The sequence below is a fragment of the Cohnella sp. GCM10020058 genome (genome assembly GCF_042683485.1).
Taxonomy (GTDB): Bacteria; Bacillota; Bacilli; order Paenibacillales; family Paenibacillaceae; genus Cohnella.
Map to the genome: position 1 here is coordinate 245,421 of NZ_JBHUJV010000008.1, position 17,136 is coordinate 262,556.

Genomic DNA, 17,136 nt, shown 5'->3' on the forward strand with positions numbered 1-17,136 from the left:
AATCCGGCCGACGCAAAAGTAGGTCTTTTCGCAGGTGAGTATATTCCTATATACTTAGAAAAAGAATGTCGACGGAGGTCGGAAAAATAGGATTTGCCATTCCTTTTGAAAACGCTGTCGTATGCTAGACTGAAAATAGCAATATTAGGCTCTATCTACAAGTTAATCTACCATAAATGGGCCAATGAAGGCACGCAGCCCGGGAAGGACATCCGATGACAGAGCTCCATGGCACCTATTATACGCCCCTGGTCGTTTTATCGGTGCTCATTTCAGTATTGTCCTCCTATTGTTCGCTGCTTGTCTACGAGCGCGTGCTGATGCTGCGGGGAGCTTACCGCGATTTATGGCTGCTGCTCGGTTCGACGGCCATGGGGTTCGGCATATGGTCGATGCATTTTATCGGCATGCTGGCGTATCATCTTCCCGTTCATATTCATTACCACCCGGGATGGCTCGCTGTCTCCATCCTACTGCCCGTATTGGCGGTGTACGCGGCTTTCCGGATGATGTCCCGCAATCTGGCGAGCAATCTCTCCATGGCGATCGGCAGCTTCTGGCTCTGCGTGGCGATCGTCGGCATGCATTACAGCGGCATGGCCGCGATTCGCATGCCCTATGACCAGCGCTACGATTGGCTGCTGGTCGCGGCATCCGTCGGCATCGCGTTCGCCGTATCCTTTGCCGCGCTCAAGCTGTCCCATGCGAACCAGCGGAAAGGCCAGGCCGCCAGCCAGAGCGCCAAGATGCTGCTCGCCCTCTTGCTCGGCGCGGCGATCGCAGGCATGCATTACACCGCGATGGCGGCCGTCTCGTTCGCGGGAACGGCAGCCGAAGCGGCGCATGCGCACGAGACGGCGGAGCGGATGCAGACGGGGAACGCCTTGCTGGCCGCCATCATCGGCGGCTCGATGCTCTTCATCCTCGGGCTCGTCATGGCGAGCCAGATTCTGGACAAGCGGCTTGCGCTTCGGATCGCCGACTCCAATAAACGCAGATACGATTCGATTTTCGAGCATCATCCGGATATGGTCTGCCTTTATGATTCGGGCGGACGCATCCTCAGGGCCAATCCCGCGGCAGAGCGGGTTATGGGATACGCGGCTTCCGAGCTTCCGAGCAGGTTCCACAACGAGATGGTGAACCCTGACGAGCTCGGGCAGCTCAAGGCTTGCTTCATGGCAGCGCTTCGGGGCGAATCGGGCACGGTACAGGTGACGGTTCGCCATAAGGCGGGACATCTGCTTCATCTGAGCTGCACGATGGTGCCCTGGGTGGAGAACGGCCGCGTGCAGGACGTTTATACGATAGCCAAGGACATCACGAACAGCGTCATAACGGAGCGCGAGCTCCTCGCTGCCAAGCGGGACGCAGAGGAAGCCCTGCGGGTCAAGAGCGACTTCCTGGCCGTGATGAGCCATGAGATCCGCACGCCGTTAAACGGCGTGATCGGCATGAGCGCGATTTTGCTCGAGACCGAGCTTGGCGAGGAACAGCGTGAATTCGTGCAGGTCATCCATGGCAGCGGCGCGCTGCTGCTGTCGACGATCAACGACGTGCTGGATTACTCCAAGCTCGAAGCCGGCAAGATGCAGCTGTCGATCGCGCCATTCAGCTTGAAGGGGCTCGTGCGGGATACGGCGATGCTATTTCAAACCCAGTGCAAGCAAAAGGGGCTGGAGCTCGCATGCGTGGTTGACGACAACTTGACCGACGCGGTGCTGGGAGACGAGCAGCGCATCTGCCAGGTGCTGATCAACCTGGTCGGCAACGCGGTAAAGTTCACTGCCCAAGGCGGGATCGAGGTCGCGGTGCATCCTGCCGGCGGCGAGGGAGCGGAGGCCGGGCGGCACGTTCGTTTCGAGGTCCGGGATACGGGCATCGGCATTCCGGGCGAAGAGCTGGAGCATTTGTTCCAGCCTTTCTACCAGGCGAAGAACGGCCGCGCCAAGCGGCACGAAGGCACGGGCCTCGGCCTCGCGATCTGCAAGGATCTCGTGGAGATGATGGACGGCACGATATCCGTGACATCGGCGGCCGGGGAAGGCACGTGCTTCGTCTTCGAGCTGCCGCTGGAGGCGGCATCGTTTAAAGATCCCGACGCTTAAAAGGCTCGCCGCGCGGCGAGCCTTTTAGACGTTTGCGCAGCGTCAAGCGGCTGTCACCTTCGGTTAAAGTGGTTAAATATCAATGATATAAACCGCAATCCGGAGGTGCATATGGACGATTCCATCTATCGGTTCGAGCATGTCTGGCGCGTGGATCTGGAGAAAGAGAGGCTGTGGTCGTTTATCGCCGATTTCCGGTACGACGACTGGTGGCCGAACGTCAGAATCGAACGGGTTGCGACAGGCGCATCGGGCGACGGCGTGGGGAACGATTATGATTCCGAATTCCGTTCCGGCCTGCTGTACACGCTCAATCTTCGCGTGTCCGTCGTAGAGAGCCGGCCGCCGACCGCGATCGCACTGCGCGTCACGGGCGACTTGGAGGGGCGCGTTGTTGTACGGCTGCACGGCGCGGGCTGTGCGACGGAGGTGCATGTCCTGATGGAGCTTGCGGCCAGGCGGCGCTGGATGTCCGCGCTCTCGCCGCTCCTGCGATCCGTCTTCGTCCGCAACCACAGGCGGATGATAGAGGCGGGCATCAAAGGCCTGGGCGCCTATCTGAACGCCGAGATCGTGCCGGGCAGCGTCCAAGCGCCGTATCGCCGGCCCGCGCGCGGATAAAGGCAAGGCTCTCAGGCATTGTGCGCAAAAACAAAGAGACCGTCCGAAGACGGTCTCTCGTACCCGAGCGGCGCTGCTTGATTGAACCGTATCCCGCGCCTCCAGCCGGATTAGAGACTGGACCGGGTAAGGGATACGTTCAACATATGGGAACTAATGTTGACGCACCTCCTTTCCTGTAACAGCATTCTATCACAGCTCGGCGCTAAAAAGATAGTCTATTTAGAATAATCAGAAAAAATTAATAAATGACCGATCATCGTCGATCGTCACGCTCGTATATGACGTTGTCATGCAAGATTCGGGCTTTCCGACTCTTCAAAGAGAGTCTGAAGATGAGCCATAATTGAAGTGAAACGTCAATCAGGGGCAGGGGAGAGACGACAGTGGCCAAAATCGTGATCTTGTTCGAGGAGCCGGTCGACCGCGAAGGATTTGAAAACCATTATGAAAACGTACATCTGCCGATCGCACGGCGTTTGCCGGATACCGTGATTAAGCTAGGGCAAGTCGTAGCGGCCCCGGATGTGCCCGCGGGCTACGGAACGCCTTATCGCATGTCGGAGATGAGCTTCGAGAGCGCGGACGCGATGCGGAAAGCGTTAGAGGGTGCAGAATGGGCCGAAGTCGCGAAGGATGCGGCCAACCTGGCGCACTACTTGGGCAAGCAGCCGCTCGTACTGCTGGTCGAATAGGAGGCGGCAGCTATGGCTACGATTATCGTTACGGGTGTCTCTCGAGGTGTCGGCCAGGCGCTTGCAGAGCGGCTGCTGACGCTGGGTCACCGTGTCGTCGGCATCTCCAGAAAAAGGGATGGCAGGCTGGCGGCTTATGAAGGAGACGCCTTCGTCTACCTCGAGGCCGATCTGGGGGATACGGCACAGAAGTGGTAACGGAGCTGTAGACAGTATCGATTTGCAGAGGACCGGTTCGGGCATCCACAGGATGCCTTGCGAGCCGGTCTATTTTTTGCGGACACTCAGCTCCAGTCAAAGTCGTTCGTTCAATCAGCGTTCCGGCGTGTAAAATAGACGTAGGATAAATTTGGCGCAAAGGAGGCGGCAGCGATGATTCGAATCGGACTGACGGGTTTCGGCGATCACGAGGAGCTGTACGGCAAGCTCAAGGCCGGGGAACGGCTTCGCGAATACAGCAGGCATTTCGACGTCGTGGAGATCGACAGCTCGTTCTATGCCGTGCCGTCCGTGAAAAACACCGTCAAATGGACGGCCGACACGCCGGAAGGCTTCAAGTTTGTCGTAAAGGCCTATCAGGGAATGACGGGACATCTTCGCGGCAAGAAAAACTACTTTGACGACGAAGAATCCATGTACAAGGCGTTCCACGAGGCGATCGCGCCGATGCGCGAGGCAGGCAAGCTGGCGGCCGCGCTTTTCCAATATCCGCCATGGTTCGATTGCACCCGCGAGAACGTGGACTTGCTGCGCAAGACGAAGGCATATATGGGGGACGTTCCATGCACGCTGGAGCTGCGCAACCGGAGCTGGTACTCCCCCGAGTTCAAGGATAAGACGATCGCCTTTATGAAAAAGGAAGGCTGGATCCATACGATCGTCGACGAGCCGCAGGCGGGAACGGGTTCGATCCCGATCGTGCCGGTCGCCACGACGAACGATATGACCTACGTGCGGCTGCACGGGCGCAACGAGGGAGGCTGGCATGCGAGCGGGCATCCGGATTGGCGCAAGCTCCGTTACCTGTACCGCTATGACGCGGAGGAGCTCGCCGAGTGGCGGGACCGCTTAATGGCACTGGATCAGGAGACGGACACCGTGTACGTCGTGTTCAACAACAATTCGGCGGGAGACGCTACGCCCAACGCCAAAGCATTGATGGATATGCTGGCCGGGATGTCGCCGGATGCGGCCGCCGCGCTGGCGGACGAGCAGTATCCCGTACCGGCAATCTAGTGAATTTCGCCGTCCCTGTGGTATGATAAATGTAACTACAGGAAGACGGGCGAGGGATGACTTATCACTTCCGAATTGCGTGTGGACCATTGCCCAGGTTGCGGCAGAATCTATCAAATTAATCTTAGGCAGCTGTGTGCCGCTTGCGCCGCCGCCGAAGATGCGCTGATGAACCGTATGGAAAAGGAGCTGCGCTCGAACCGCAAGCTGACCACGGAAGAACTGGCGGAACGGGTAGACGAGCGCCCCGAGCTGATTCGCGCGTGGATCCGCAAGGGCAGGCTGAAGGTATATGACTATCCGAACCTGACCGACGCATGCGATCTGTGCGAGGCGCCGATTCGCAAGGGCAAGCTGTGCCAGAATTGCTCGATGCGGATCAAGAGCGAGGTTGCGCATGTCTACGAGCAGGAGCGACTGATGCAGGAGCGCAAGCGCAGGGAAAACAGCTTCTTGAATAAGCGCAAATAAAAATGGGAGGCCGCGTCGAGCCGACGCATGCTTCCCATTTTTATATTGCCATCGCTCGCTACACAGGAATGTCGCCGTGCCGGATGGCGCCGCTCTCGACCTGAATGGTCGCGTGGCTGATGCCGAAGCGTCCCTCGATCAGGGTGATCGCGCGCTGCAGCACGTCCTGGCATTGGACGCCGTCTTCGACGAGGATGTGACAGCTGAAGGAATCCAGGCCCGAGGTGATCGTCCAAATATGGAGGTCGTGCACGTCGCGGACGCCATCGAGTGTGAGCAGCGCGGACTTCACCTCTTCGTGGTCGATGCCGGGCGGCGTGCCCTCCATCAGTACGTGCACCGTCTGCGTAATGACGAGCCATGCGCTCCGCAGGATCAGGACGGATACGACGATCGAGATGATCGGATCGGCGATGTACCAGCCGAAGGCCATCATGAGAATGCCCGCGGCGATCGCGCCGACGGAACCGAGCGCGTCGCCGAGCACGTGGAGGTAAGCGCTCCGCATGTTGACGTTGTGCTCCACGTCGCCTTGGCGCATGAGCGCCCAGGCGCTGGCCAGATTGGCGATGAGGCCGACGACGGCGATCGCCATCATCGGGCCGCCGGCGACCTCCGGCGGCGACGCCATCCTGCCGATCGCTTCATAGACGATAAAGCCCGCGATGACGAACAGCGCGACGCCGTTGAACAGTGCGGCGAGAATCTCGAACCGGTGAAAGCCGTAGGTTCGCTTGGCCGAGGCCGGCCGCGAGGCAAACCAGAGGGCGGCCAGGCTCAGCGCCAGCGCACTCGTATCGCTCAGCATATGGCCCGAGTCCGACAGCAGTGCGAGGCTATCGGTAAGCAGTCCGCCGACGAACTCCAGCACCATGATGCCCGCGGTGATCGCGAGGGCGATCGTCAGACCTCTGCGGTCGCCTTCGCGCCCGTGATGATGGTGCCCGCCGATCCCGTGATGATGGCCGTGATTGCCGTGACTATGCCCGTGTCCACCATGACCATGTGAGTGTCCATGAGGACGATCGTGCGAATGATCGTGCGCGTTAGCGTGTGAATGATCGCTCGGATGTTCATGCGCGTGGCCTTCGTCGTGGCCGCCGTGAACGGGGTCGTGGGCGTGCGTACAGGCGTCCGAGTGTGCGTGCGCGCTGCCCGAATCCTTTTGGTGCGTCGCGCCCCCGACCAGGTCGTCCGTCCCCTTCTCGTTTCGTTTAACCATTGCCGTCAGCCCTTCCGTCCTAACTAGCGCTATACATATGAATATTTGCTCATATTATATGGTCTTTATCCGAATTGCACAATGACGAAACGGCGGCATGTCGCCCGCTCTCCTCCGAACGCCATTGCAACCGTCCGCTGCTGAATAACCGGGGGCGAAGCGGGTATATAGTAGTATATGCCATAGCGGCTGATTAGAGGAGGCGAATGCCATGAGCAGTCCGATTGAGGGCATCAAGAAAGAAATGGACAGCATGAAAGGGCATATCGACAGCATTAAATCCGACGTTCAAGAGACGATCGGCAGCGTGAAGGATACCGTGACCGAGGCGAAGGATACATTTAAGGGTTGGAAGAAAAAAGACGAGATCGGCGTCATTCATAAAGACGGCAATGCCTTCGTCGTTCGCGAGAACGGCGAGCAGATCGGGGAAATTACGTTCTTGCCGGACGGGGAGAATACCTGGCTGCTGAACCATACGTACGTTTCCCCGGCTTACCGTGGCGGAGACATCGCCCGGCGCATGCTGGACAGAGTCGTCGAAGAGGCTCGCGCGGAGGGCAAGAAAATCGTGCCGGTATGCTCATACGCGCTCGTGCAGTTCAAGCGGAATGCCGAGTACGGGGACGTCTGGCACCAAAATTAATCGCGTCTGCGACAGGAGCGCATGGGTCCGGGACCCTGCGCTCTTTTTTTTGCGTCCTTTTACGGACTGGCTTTGCGATAGGCGCCTGGGCTCGAGCCCGTCTCGCGCTTGAAAAGGCTGCAGAACTGCGAGTCGCTCGCGAAGCCGCAATCCGCGGCGATCCCGGAGATGCTGCGCTTCGTCTCGCGGAGCAGCGTACGGGCGTGCGCGATCCGCCTGTCGAGCACATAACGGCCGGGCGACGCGCCGGTATGCGCCTTGAACAGATGGCGGTAGCGATCGAGGCTGTAGCCCGCCATGGCGGCGAGCGAGCCAAAGTCGATTCGCTGATGAAAATTTTCGTTCATATAATTAATCGCATAACGGAACTTATCCTCGTCGTACGCCGACGAGCCGCCGGCGAGTCTCCGCCGCAGCATCAGGACAAGCTGGGAGGTGAGCAGGTCGAGCATGCCGGCGTAGTCCTCGTCTTTATTCCTCATCTCCCTGGCCATCCCGAGCAGCAGCGGCAGAACGCGGGCGTAATCGTCGTCGCCGTCTTTAAATCGCTGTTCGGAAAAGACGCCCTCGGGAAGCGCAAACTCCCGCAGCGGCGCAAAGCCGAGACATAGCACCTCGGTCGGCGCGGCATGGCGTTCGTCGTGAGGCGTCCCCGGCCGGATCAGCGCGTAATCGCCTTCGCGGTACTCGTAATCGCGATCCCCGATGCGCGTCTTTCCGTTTCCTTTTAAATAGTAAACCAGCTCGTAGCAACCGTGACGATGCAAGGTTACGTCGTTCCCGGGCACGTGAGCCACGGGGAACAGGAAGTCAAGCCGTGCATGCATGGGCAACGCTCCTCTCCTCTCGAACATCAGCCAGATTGTTATAGAAATTGGCCGAAACCATATACGATTCAAACGGCTTCCTATTTATAATTTAACTATCATTTTAACATGCTTGCTGCAACGCATTCAGCCAAAATGAATAAGAAGGAGCTACGAAGCCATGGTTAACCCGTTCGTATCAACAGCGGAGGATCGCCGCGTCAGCCGGCTGGCGCATCCCGGTAAAAAGGTGTCGATCGTAATGGATACCGATACTTACAATGAGATCGACGATCAATTCGCGCTGATCTATGCGCTGAACTCGCCGGAGGCGATGGAGGTTGAGGCCGTTTATGCCGCTCCGTTTCACAACGCGATGTCCGACGGACCCGAGGACGGGATGGAGAAGAGTTACCGGGAAATTTTGAAAATCCGGTCGCTCGCCGGACGGGAGACGCTGCCGGTATACCGGGGGTCGAAGACCTACATGCCCGGTCCCGACGTGCCGGTCGAGAGCGAGGCTGCCCGGGATCTGATTCGCCGGGCGATGGAGCGCGGGGAGGACGATCCCCTCTACGTCGTCGCCATTGGCGCGATCACCAATGTCGCATCGGCGCTGCTGCTCGAACCCGCCCTGGCGGGGCGGATCGTACTCGTCTGGCTCGGGGGCCATGCCTTCCATTGGCAAAATACGCGGGAGTTCAATCTTGAGCAGGATCTGCACGCGACGCGCGTCGTGCTCAACTCGGGCGTTCCGCTGGTGTTGCTGCCCTGCATGGGCGTCGTGTCGCATCTCACGACGACGCTGTCCGAGCTTCGGGACCATGTCCGAGACAAAGGACCGCTCGGACAGTACCTTTACGAGACGTATCTCGGATGCATGGACGACCATACCGGGGGCTCGCGCGTCATTTGGGACTTGTCCGCGGTCGCTTGGCTGGTCCGGCCCGAGTGGTGTCCAAGCGAGCTGGTGCCGAGTCCGCTCGTAACGGACGATTGTCGCTGGGCAGAGGCGGAGGACCGGCATCCCATCCGCTACGTGACGCATGTCGAGCGGGACGCGATATTCAAGGATTTGTTCGCCAAGCTGAGCCAAGCGAGCGGAGCCGAATAGCGAGGCGTGGACTTCGTGCCGGGAAGCGTCGGTGCGCACGCACAGGTAACTTCCATCATACGCACATTTTAACGTTATCCCCTTCGCGCATGCGAGGGGGATATTGGCGTCGGATCGAACGTTAGAGCGCCTTCTGAGGAATAGCGGCTTCTGAGTCCGAAAAGTGTGCTGGTGGTAAGGATAACGGAGGAGCCGGAATAATCAACAAAGATCAGTAAAGGTCAAGAATGGTTCTCTGAGTGAGATAAATGGCCATTTATGAATGAAAAACGTCCATAAACGTCCCAAATCGCCTTTGGCATATCCGCTTGACGGGACTATAATAGCATTAAGGTCAAAAAAGGTCAGACGAGACTGCCCGGGGGAGGAGATGCACCATGACGATCGGTAATCCGTATGAGGTGCTCGGCGTCGGCAAGGACGCTACGAAGCAGGAGATCAAGAAGGCTTATCAGAAGCTGGCTAAGAAATGGCATCCCGACGTTAATAAAGCCCCCGAGGCGGAGTCGAAGTTCAAGGAGATCGCGGAGGCTTACGACATTCTGAGCCATGACGATAAAAAGCAAGCTTACGAAGAAGAACAGCGTTATGCGTCGATGCGGCGCGAGTATGCGGGGCGGGCGGGAGGCAGCGGCGGGCCAAGCGGTGCGCAGAACGGCGGCGCATGGAGCTGGAGCGGCGGCGGCCAAGGTGCGGCTGGACTGTCCGAGGAGGAGCTGTACGAGATTCTCTTCGGCCAAGGCGGCGTCGGAGGAGTCGGCGGCTTCGGAGGTAAAGAAGGTTTCGGCGCTTACGGCGACGCGACCGGCGGAAGAAACGGTTTTAGAGCTTACGGTGCCGGCTCGACCGGATTCGGAGCCGAATCCGCTTGGGGCGCATCGGGCTTCGATCCGTTCGGCGCCGGATCGCGAACGCAGCATGCCCGGCTGAACGTCAGCTTGGAGCAGGCTTGGCAGGGCGCCAAGGTCAATGTGCGGGTCGGGACCAAAGACATCGCGCTGCGCGTGCCCGAACGGATGGCCGACGGCACCGTCATCCGGCTCAAGGGAGACGGGGCGAACGGCTTGCAGGAAGGCGACGAGCTGCTGATCGAGGTGTCGGTCGAGCCAAATGATTCGTACGAACTCGGTGAAAACGGGGATTTGCTCGCGACGGTGGAGGCTGCGCCGTGGCAGGCCGTGCTTGGCGGAGAAGCGATTGTCAGGCTGCCGGATGGGGGCCAGGTGAAGCTTCGGATGCCGCCGGACTTTCCCGCAGGCAAGCAGTTGCGCATTCCCGCCAAGGGCCTGCGCCGCAAGGACGGCGGATACGGCGACATTTTGTTCGACGTCGCGCTTGTCGTGCCGCCGAAGCCGAGCCAGGAGGAGCGGGAGCTGTACCGCCAGCTCGCGGAGCGAAGCGGCTTCAAGGCGGGCATCAAGCCTCGCGCGAGAAACTGACGCCTCAGAGCGTACACAAGCCCGGCATGAATCCGCTGCAAGCGGGACACCATTTTAACCGATAAGGGGAGACACGCTTATGGACTTCAACAAATATACGCAAAAACTGCAGGAAGCCGTCGCAGGCGCACAATCGCTGGCCGGCGCGAGCGGGCATCCGGAGATCGATTCGCTGCACTTGCTCGCGTCGCTGCTGAAGCAGCAGGACGGGCTGCTGCCGAGACTGCTGCAGCGGGCCGACATTCAGCCGTCCGAGATGGACCGGCAAGCGATGGGACGCTTGATGAAGCGCCCGCGCGTCGGCGGTTCGGATTCGGTCAAGCGGTACGCATCGCCCGCGCTCGTGTCCGTGCTGGAGCAGGCGGAGCGAGAAGCCGCGGCGATGACGGACGAGTACGTTGCAGTCGAGCATGCGGTACTCGCGATGGCTTCTGCGCCAAGGGACGGCAACCGGGACGTGCGCGAGTTGTTCGATGGTTTCGGATTAACGCGGGATCGGCTGCTTGCCGTTCTCAAGGAAATTCGCGGCCATCAGCGCGTGACGAGCCGGGAACCCGAAGCTACGTACGAGGTGCTGGAAAAGTACGGGCGCGACCTCGTCGCCGAAGTACGTGCGGGCAAGGTCGATCCGGTCATCGGCCGTGACGGCGAGATCCGCCGGGTCATCCGGATTCTTTCCCGCAAGACAAAGAACAACCCGGTGCTGATCGGCGAACCGGGCGTCGGCAAGACGGCGATCGTCGAAGGCTTGGCCCAGCGGATCGTACGTAAGGACGTGCCTGAGGGGCTAAAGGACAAGACTGTATTTTCGCTGGACATGAGCGCGCTCGTCGCCGGGGCGAAGTACCGCGGGGAATTCGAGGAGCGGCTTCAAGCCGTGCTGAAGGAAGTGAAGGAGAGCGACGGCCGGATCATCCTGTTCATCGACGAGCTGCATACGATCGTCGGCGCGGGCAAGTCCGAGGGCGCGATGGACGCGGGCAACATGCTGAAGCCGATGCTGGCGCGCGGCGAGCTTCACTGCATCGGCGCGACTACGCTTGACGAGTACCGGACTTATATCGAAAAGGATCCTGCGCTCGAACGCAGATTCCAGCAAGTGCTCATCAGCGAGCCGAACGTCGAGGATACGATCTCCATTTTGCGCGGCCTGAAGGAACGTTTCGAGCTCCATCACGGGGTCAAAATCCACGACAGCGCCCTTGTGGCGGCCGGCACCCTGTCCAACCGTTATATTGCGGACCGGTTCCTGCCTGACAAGGCGATCGACCTGGTCGACGAAGCCTGCGCGATGATCCGCACGGAGATCGACTCGATGCCCGGCGAGATGGACGAGGTCATGCGCCGTATGATGCAAATGGAGATTGAAGAAGCCGCGCTCAAGAAAGAGTCCGACGACGCGAGCAAGCGCCGGCTGGAGTCGCTTCAGCGGGAGCTGGCGGATCTCAAGGAAAAGCATCTGGGCATGATGGCGCGTTGGGAAAAGGAAAAAGCCGCGATCCAGGGCGTGCGCGATCTGCAAAAGCGGCTTGAGCAAGCACGCAAGGACTTGGCGGACGCGCAGGAGGAGTACGACCTGAACCGCTCGGCGGAGCTGAGCTACGGCATCATCCCCGATTTGGAGCGTCAGCTCAAGGCGGCGGAGGAGGCCGCCGAGCAAGAGGGAGAGACGCGCCTGCTGCGGGAATCCGTGACCGAGGAAGAGATCGCCGACATCGTTTCGCGCTGGACAGGGATCCCGGTCAAGCGTCTGGTCGAAGGCGAGCGCGACAAGCTGCTGCGGCTGGAAGAAACGCTGCACGAGCGCGTCGTCGGCCAAGAAGAGGCCGTCGGTCTCGTCTCCGACGCCGTGCTGCGGGCTCGCGCGGGCATTCAGGATCCGAACCGGCCGATCGGATCGTTCCTGTTCCTGGGGCCGACCGGCGTCGGCAAGACGGAGCTGGCCAAGGCGCTCGCGGCGACGCTGTTCGACCGCGAAGACGGCATGATCCGGATCGACATGTCGGAATATATGGAAAAACACAGCGTGTCGCGTCTCGTCGGCGCGCCTCCCGGATACGTGGGCTACGAGGAAGGCGGACAACTTACCGAGGCCGTGCGCAGACAGCCGTACACCGTCGTGCTGCTCGACGAAGTCGAGAAGGCGCATCCGGACGTATTCAATGTCCTGCTGCAGCTGCTCGACGACGGCCGGCTGACCGACTCGCAAGGACGCGTCGTCGATTTTAAAAATACGATCGTTATCATGACGTCGAACATCGGCTCTCCGCACCTGCTGCAGGGCGTGGACGACAACGGCGACATCGCGCCGGCCGTGCGCGACCGCGTCATGAAGGAGCTGACCGGACACTTCCGGCCGGAGTTCCTGAACCGCGTCGACGACATCGTCTTGTTCAAGCCGCTGTCGCTGGGCGAGATCGAATCGATCGTGCGCAAGCTGGCGCGCGGCCTGGCCGATCGCCTGTCCGAGCGCGGCATCGCTTTGCGGCTGACGGACGAAGCCGTCCGGTTCATCGCGAAGGAGGGCTTCGATCCCGTGTACGGCGCGCGTCCGCTGAAGCGGTTCATCCAGCGTCATCTCGAGACGCGGGTAGCGAGAGCGCTGATCGCAGGCTCGGCGCCCGAAGGCTCGCTCATGACGGTCGACGCATCGGACGGGAGCTTGTCGGTAGAGATCCGACTGGCTGGAGAAGCCGAACCGGAAGCGGGCGAACCCGCCTCGGAGCAGTTGCAGACCGTGTGACCATGCTTAATATACAGCCATCCTCTAACCGGGTTCGTACCGGGACGGGGGATGGCTTTTTGGCGCGGAGAGGTTCGTTTTGCCGTTTAATCGATATCCCCTTCGATCAGGAGAGGGCCAGTTTATCCGCTTAGCTGCGTTTGAGCGGTATCCCTCTCGCTCAGGAAAAGCGGCAGTGGGCTCGTAGTCACGTTTGAACTGTATCCCCCTGGATCAGGAGCGGCGGGCGGATGCGACAGTCGACGCGTCACTATTTTGAACAGTATCCCTTTCCGTCAGGTGGAAAATGAATTCGAGGCCTCAGTCTGATCTTTGCGTAAGAAAAGGCCGGAAGTCTCGTTGCTACCTACCTGGCTGAAGGGGATACCGTTAAAATGAGCGAAAGTGCGGAATGCTCCTGACCGAAGGGGATACCGTTAAAATGGGCAGAAGTGCGGATTCCCCTGACCGAAGGGGATATCGTTCACATGCAAGATTAACGGAACAATCGGGGCGTTGTGTTGTCTTTATGACATAGGGGAGGCGAGGCGCTTGGCGGACGTCGAGGATAACGACCTCAAATATCGCGTCGCACTGGATGCGGATGAGATGGCCGATTTGATCGCCAAGTATTGGCATGACGTGTGGCAGTATGCGTTGTTTCTGACAAGGCGGGAGCACTGGGCGGAGGATATTGCGCAGGATACGTTCGTGCAGGCGATGCGGGCGATCGATGCTTATCGGGGAGACGGGCCGGTTAAAAATTGGCTGTTCCGCATTGCGCGCAATACGGCGTTCAATTACAGGAAGTCGGCTTTTTGGCGAAAAGTAACGCTCGTCGGTTTGAATCCCGACACCAGGGGCGCCGCTTCTGCGGAGAACGAATATTGGCGGAACGAATTGGCAAACGAGGTGTGGGCAGCGGTATGGGACTTGCCGGGAAAGTATCGCGAGCCGATCGTTCTGTTTGCTCACTATGAGTGGTCTTACAACGAGATCGCCGGTTTGCTCGGCATTGCGGAAGGTACGGTGAAGTCCAGGCTCTCCAGAGGCAGGGCGATGCTGGCCGAACGGATGAAAGGAGAGGAGATCGATGGGCAGCCGGATCACGGATGAGAGTTTAAGGCAGGACGCGCTGTTCGCCCGGCTGAGAGAGACGCCTTTAACCGAGCGGCGGAGGCCCGGCGAGCGAGTGGTGGCCGATATCCTGGCGAGTGCAGGTCAACGCGGATCCGCTGCCAAGCATTTCAGGCGCAGATGGGCGATCGGGGTCATCGCGGCGCTTGCGGTTATGCTGCTGGCGGCGGGACTCGGTTATGCTTACGAAGCGCCGGGCGGCTTCGCGGATCGACGGCTGTCGAAGGCGATGGGGTTGAACGGCAGTACGCTGCTCATTCCGATCGGCTGGACGCCGGAGGAGGCGGTGGAGAAGTTCCGGCGCTTCGATACGATGCGGGTCGTTCACCGCGAAGCCGTAGACGGGGGCGTGCTGCTGTTCATCAAACGGAATATGCAGCCGAACGGTACGGAACTGCAGGTTGAATTTGTACGCCGCACCTGGCTGGGCTGGAAATGGGGCATGGGTGGAGGTTACGGCATCGGCTATGGCGAACCGGGGGAGGCAGGCGTTCGTTCGCTGCTGAATTATATGACCATGCCCAACAAATATCCGGGCGTGCCCGGTCCCTATCCGCTGGTGGTCGGAGAGTTGACCGACGCGTCTGTCACTGGCGTCATCGTGAAGACAAGCGGCACGAAGCCTGGCAATTACGCGGCGGACGTCGTTGAATATGAACCGGGCAAGAGAATTTGGTTCGTCCTGCTGCCCGACTTCGCCGAGCTGCCTTATACGGTCCAGGCGCTGGACGAGCAAGGAAATATCGCAGCGGAAAAGACGCTCAAGGACCCCGTCAACGACACGGGAGATATCAGAACGAGCGCCGACCGTTAAGTCGGTGCGGCAGCGGGATTTGGTTCAACTGTTCGTCGATTGGCCGCCGTCGACGTGAAGAACCTGCGCGGTGACGTAACGCGAGTCGTCCGACGCGAGATAGACGTAAGTCGGAGCGAGCTCGAACGGCTGCCCGGGACGTCCCAGCATCGTCTCCGTGCCGAAGATGGCGACTTGATCCGGAGAGAAGCTGCTTGGGATAAGCGGTGTCCAGATCGGACCGGGAGCTACGGCATTGACGCGAATGCCCTTGGGCGCCAGGTTGCGTGCCAGCGCGCGCGTCCAGCCGACGATCGCGCCTTTGGTGGCGGTGTAATCGAGAAGCGTTTTTTCACCGACGTAAGCAACGACCGAGGCCGTGCCGATGATCGATGCGCCGGGCTTCAGGTAAGGAAGCGCCGCGCGGGTCGTATGGAAGTGTGAGAAGAAGTTGACCTTGAACGTGTTCTCGAACTGCTCGTCGGTGATATCCTCCAGCTCGTTTTGCTGAAACTGGATGCCGACGTTGTTCACAAGAACGTCCAGACGGCCGAACGCTTTGACGGTGTCGTGGACGATCGACTCGCTCACGGCTTTGTCGCGCACATCGCCCGGCAGCAGCAGGCAGGTGCGGCCGTACGCTTCGATGCAGGCCTTGGTGCGCTCCGCGTCTTCGTGCTCGTCGAGATAGGAAATGGCCACATCGGCGCCTTCCTTGGCAAAAGCGATGGCGGCCGCCGCGCCGATGCCGCTGTCGCCGCCGGTAATCAGCGCGGCTTTGCCTTCAAGCTTGCCGCTTCCTTTATAATGCGGATTGTCGACGATGGGTTTCGGCACCATCAGATTCTCGATGCCTGGCTGACGGTATTGACGCTGCTCGGGCACGCTGATCGCGATGTCCTCGTACCGGGTGACCGTGCCGTAGCTGGGATAGAGGGGATATGGGTCTTCAATCTTCGCCTCTTCGAATTTGAGCTGCATGCTTCTGATTTGCTCCAGCTCGTTGTCGCCTTCGCGCTTGTTGGTCATGTCGGCCTCCCGTGAATCGGCGACCCGCACGCCTGACTGTGAATGGGCGGGCCTTCCTCGATATCGTTATTTCTCACCGTATGTCAAAACGGCTAGACAGGTGCCTAGCCGCTTCGTTGCGGGTCGATGGGGAGCGCCTCTGCAGGAGGCTTCGCGCATGCGATTTAAATCGTTCCATGAGGACATCGCCAAGATGAGAACGCGGTCAAAGCGTTTTTGAAAAGGAGAAGCCCGGCTTGCTGTAGCCCATTCTCGTCTCGTAAAACCGGTGGGCATCCACACGCTGGAATCCCGACTCCAAAGCCACCGTTTTGCATCCGTTATCCTTAGCGTACTGGTGAACGTATGCAAGCAGGGTCTCGCCATGACCCTTGGAGCGCTCGGAGGCTTTAGTAACAAGGTCGTATACGAATACATGCTTGCCAAAATAGAAGTTCGTCAGCATGATGATGCCGGCCAACGCCACGATCCGGTCTTCGTCGTACAGCGCGAGCATTTTGTAGCCTTCGGCATTCATCTCGCGCAAAAGGGCCAGATAAGCATCCTGGTCCAATTCTGTCCGCAATTCGTTCATGACCGGATACGCTTCGATCCATTGTTGTTCGTGGATCAATTCTTTGATCACGTTCAGTGCCCCTTATCCGCGAGCTGCCCGCTCGTTAGTTGTGCGGCGATTGCCGCTTTGCTCTTAAGTCTATCATCGACCGCTGCATTTACGCCAACGCTTGTCTGCGGCTCGCAGAGCGAGGAGTGCCGGCAGGCGATTCTATTTCAATGGGGACCTGCTCTCCCGAATCGAATCCGGCATAGGCTATGACGGCGAATAGCCCGATGGAGGATGATCGATATGAAGGTGCCATACTCGTTCAGCAAAAAAGCGAACGCGCTGCTGATCAATGAATCGGACGGCATGGTGCGGATCGCCTACGGAGACTTTTTTACGCTGAATCTGCCGCTGATCGGTCCGCGACCGCCGTATTATGCGCATCCGCGCTATGAAGGCCATTATCCGCTGATCTGACTGCGTTCGCGGTAATTTCGGCGAATGGCAGGCTTGCGACGGGCGGCGATGCACGGGAAAGCGCTATTCGCATGCA

The 17,136-nt window shown here is 59.5% G+C and carries 17 protein-coding genes; 13 read left to right on the top strand and 4 right to left on the bottom strand.

The features are described from left to right. Positions 1 to 215: 215 nt before the first annotated feature. The 6 genes from ACFSR7_RS13560 to ACFSR7_RS13585 all read left to right on the top strand — a co-directional run bounded on the left by ACFSR7_RS13560 (position 216) and on the right by ACFSR7_RS13585 (position 5,131). A complete protein-coding gene (locus tag ACFSR7_RS13560) occupies positions 216 to 2,108 on the top strand; it encodes a sensor histidine kinase (RefSeq protein ID WP_378162325.1) in 1,893 nt (630 codons plus the stop codon). Between the two features lie 111 nt (positions 2,109 to 2,219). Further along, positions 2,220 to 2,729 carry an SRPBCC family protein gene (locus ACFSR7_RS13565; protein ID WP_378162327.1) on the top strand — a complete coding sequence of 170 codons (510 nt, stop codon included), beginning with the start codon at positions 2,220 to 2,222 and terminating at the stop codon, positions 2,727 to 2,729. Between the two features lie 386 nt (positions 2,730 to 3,115). After that, a complete protein-coding gene (locus ACFSR7_RS13570) occupies positions 3,116 to 3,424 on the top strand; it encodes an EthD family reductase (RefSeq protein ID WP_378162328.1) in 309 nt (102 codons plus the stop codon). A 12-nt stretch (positions 3,425 to 3,436) separates the two neighbouring features. Next, positions 3,437 to 3,622, top strand: coding sequence for an SDR family NAD(P)-dependent oxidoreductase (locus tag ACFSR7_RS13575; RefSeq protein ID WP_378162330.1), 186 nt, complete (start codon positions 3,437 to 3,439; stop codon positions 3,620 to 3,622). Positions 3,623 to 3,796: 174 nt separating this feature from the next. Next, positions 3,797 to 4,660, top strand: coding sequence for a DUF72 domain-containing protein (locus ACFSR7_RS13580; protein ID WP_378162332.1), 864 nt, complete (start codon positions 3,797 to 3,799; stop codon positions 4,658 to 4,660). 168 nt (positions 4,661 to 4,828) lie between these two features. After that, positions 4,829 to 5,131, top strand: a complete 303-nt coding sequence (locus ACFSR7_RS13585; RefSeq protein ID WP_378162334.1) for a hypothetical protein — start codon at positions 4,829 to 4,831, stop codon at positions 5,129 to 5,131. A 58-nt stretch (positions 5,132 to 5,189) separates the two neighbouring features. On the opposite strand, the gene ACFSR7_RS13590 is transcribed toward ACFSR7_RS13585, so the two are convergent. Beyond that, positions 5,190 to 6,083 (bottom strand): cation diffusion facilitator family transporter, encoded by an 894-nt coding sequence (locus ACFSR7_RS13590; RefSeq protein ID WP_378163046.1) that lies wholly within the window; start codon positions 6,081 to 6,083, stop codon positions 5,190 to 5,192. Positions 6,084 to 6,564: 481 nt separating this feature from the next. On the opposite strand from ACFSR7_RS13590, the gene ACFSR7_RS13595 reads away from it, so the two are divergent. Next, positions 6,565 to 6,999 carry a GNAT family N-acetyltransferase gene (locus tag ACFSR7_RS13595; protein ID WP_378162336.1) on the top strand — a complete coding sequence of 145 codons (435 nt, stop codon included), beginning with the start codon at positions 6,565 to 6,567 and terminating at the stop codon, positions 6,997 to 6,999. Between the two features lie 59 nt (positions 7,000 to 7,058). Here ACFSR7_RS13595 and ACFSR7_RS13600 read toward each other — a convergent pair whose 3' ends face one another. Beyond that, positions 7,059 to 7,826, bottom strand: coding sequence for a helix-turn-helix domain-containing protein (locus ACFSR7_RS13600; protein WP_378162338.1), 768 nt, complete (start codon positions 7,824 to 7,826; stop codon positions 7,059 to 7,061). Between the two features lie 160 nt (positions 7,827 to 7,986). Between ACFSR7_RS13600 and ACFSR7_RS13605 the strand changes: the two genes are divergently transcribed. The 5 genes from ACFSR7_RS13605 (at position 7,987) to ACFSR7_RS13625 (ending at position 15,031) form a co-directional block, all read left to right on the top strand. Next, entirely contained in the window at positions 7,987 to 8,919 is a 933-nt protein-coding gene (locus tag ACFSR7_RS13605) for a nucleoside hydrolase (RefSeq protein WP_378162340.1), read from the top strand. Positions 8,920 to 9,296: 377 nt separating this feature from the next. Further along, positions 9,297 to 10,358 carry a DnaJ domain-containing protein gene (locus ACFSR7_RS13610; protein ID WP_378162341.1) on the top strand — a complete coding sequence of 354 codons (1,062 nt, stop codon included), beginning with the start codon at positions 9,297 to 9,299 and terminating at the stop codon, positions 10,356 to 10,358. A gap of 79 nt (positions 10,359 to 10,437) precedes the next feature. Further along, positions 10,438 to 13,101, top strand: coding sequence for an ATP-dependent chaperone ClpB (gene clpB / locus ACFSR7_RS13615; RefSeq protein ID WP_378162343.1), 2,664 nt, complete (start codon positions 10,438 to 10,440; stop codon positions 13,099 to 13,101). A gap of 531 nt (positions 13,102 to 13,632) precedes the next feature. Beyond that, the gene (locus tag ACFSR7_RS13620; RefSeq protein ID WP_378162345.1) at positions 13,633 to 14,196 is read left to right on the top strand and encodes an RNA polymerase sigma factor; all 564 of its coding nucleotides are present in this window, start codon (positions 13,633 to 13,635) and stop codon (positions 14,194 to 14,196) included. Beyond that, the gene (locus ACFSR7_RS13625; protein WP_378162347.1) at positions 14,174 to 15,031 is read left to right on the top strand and encodes a hypothetical protein; all 858 of its coding nucleotides are present in this window, start codon (positions 14,174 to 14,176) and stop codon (positions 15,029 to 15,031) included. The genes ACFSR7_RS13620 and ACFSR7_RS13625 overlap by 23 nt, the downstream gene beginning before the upstream one ends. Before the next feature lie 24 nt (positions 15,032 to 15,055). On the opposite strand, the gene ACFSR7_RS13630 is transcribed toward ACFSR7_RS13625, so the two are convergent. Both ACFSR7_RS13630 and ACFSR7_RS13635 read right to left on the bottom strand, forming a co-directional pair. Next, positions 15,056 to 16,039 carry an SDR family oxidoreductase gene (locus ACFSR7_RS13630; RefSeq protein WP_378162348.1) on the bottom strand — a complete coding sequence of 328 codons (984 nt, stop codon included), beginning with the start codon at positions 16,037 to 16,039 and terminating at the stop codon, positions 15,056 to 15,058. A 205-nt stretch (positions 16,040 to 16,244) separates the two neighbouring features. Beyond that, positions 16,245 to 16,664 (bottom strand): GNAT family N-acetyltransferase, encoded by a 420-nt coding sequence (locus tag ACFSR7_RS13635; protein ID WP_378162350.1) that lies wholly within the window; start codon positions 16,662 to 16,664, stop codon positions 16,245 to 16,247. Positions 16,665 to 16,886: 222 nt separating this feature from the next. Here ACFSR7_RS13635 and ACFSR7_RS13640 point away from each other — a divergent pair, with 222 nt between their 5' ends. Beyond that, complete coding sequence (locus ACFSR7_RS13640) at positions 16,887 to 17,060, top strand: hypothetical protein (protein ID WP_378162352.1); 174 nt, start codon at positions 16,887 to 16,889, stop codon at positions 17,058 to 17,060. Positions 17,061 to 17,136 lie beyond the last annotated feature (76 nt).

Excerpts from the sequence above, each read along its gene's own strand:
- ACFSR7_RS13560 (WP_378162325.1), top strand. The coding sequence starts at position 216 with ATGACAGAGCTCCATGGCACCTATTATACGCCCCTGGTCGTTTTATCG.
- ACFSR7_RS13565 (WP_378162327.1), top strand. The coding sequence starts at position 2,220 with ATGGACGATTCCATCTATCGGTTCGAGCATGTCTGGCGCGTGGATCTG.
- ACFSR7_RS13575 (WP_378162330.1), top strand. The coding sequence starts at position 3,437 with ATGGCTACGATTATCGTTACGGGTGTCTCTCGAGGTGTCGGCCAGGCG.
- ACFSR7_RS13580 (WP_378162332.1), top strand. The coding sequence starts at position 3,797 with ATGATTCGAATCGGACTGACGGGTTTCGGCGATCACGAGGAGCTGTAC.
- ACFSR7_RS13585 (WP_378162334.1), top strand. The coding sequence starts at position 4,829 with ATGAACCGTATGGAAAAGGAGCTGCGCTCGAACCGCAAGCTGACCACG.
- ACFSR7_RS13595 (WP_378162336.1), top strand. The coding sequence starts at position 6,565 with ATGAGCAGTCCGATTGAGGGCATCAAGAAAGAAATGGACAGCATGAAA.
- ACFSR7_RS13600 (WP_378162338.1), bottom strand. The coding sequence starts at position 7,826 with ATGCATGCACGGCTTGACTTCCTGTTCCCCGTGGCTCACGTGCCCGGG.
- ACFSR7_RS13605 (WP_378162340.1), top strand. The coding sequence starts at position 7,987 with ATGGTTAACCCGTTCGTATCAACAGCGGAGGATCGCCGCGTCAGCCGG.
- ACFSR7_RS13610 (WP_378162341.1), top strand. The coding sequence starts at position 9,297 with ATGACGATCGGTAATCCGTATGAGGTGCTCGGCGTCGGCAAGGACGCT.
- clpB (WP_378162343.1), top strand. The coding sequence starts at position 10,438 with ATGGACTTCAACAAATATACGCAAAAACTGCAGGAAGCCGTCGCAGGC.
- ACFSR7_RS13625 (WP_378162347.1), top strand. The coding sequence starts at position 14,174 with ATGGGCAGCCGGATCACGGATGAGAGTTTAAGGCAGGACGCGCTGTTC.
- ACFSR7_RS13630 (WP_378162348.1), bottom strand. The coding sequence starts at position 16,039 with ATGACCAACAAGCGCGAAGGCGACAACGAGCTGGAGCAAATCAGAAGC.
- ACFSR7_RS13640 (WP_378162352.1), top strand. The coding sequence starts at position 16,887 with ATGAAGGTGCCATACTCGTTCAGCAAAAAAGCGAACGCGCTGCTGATC.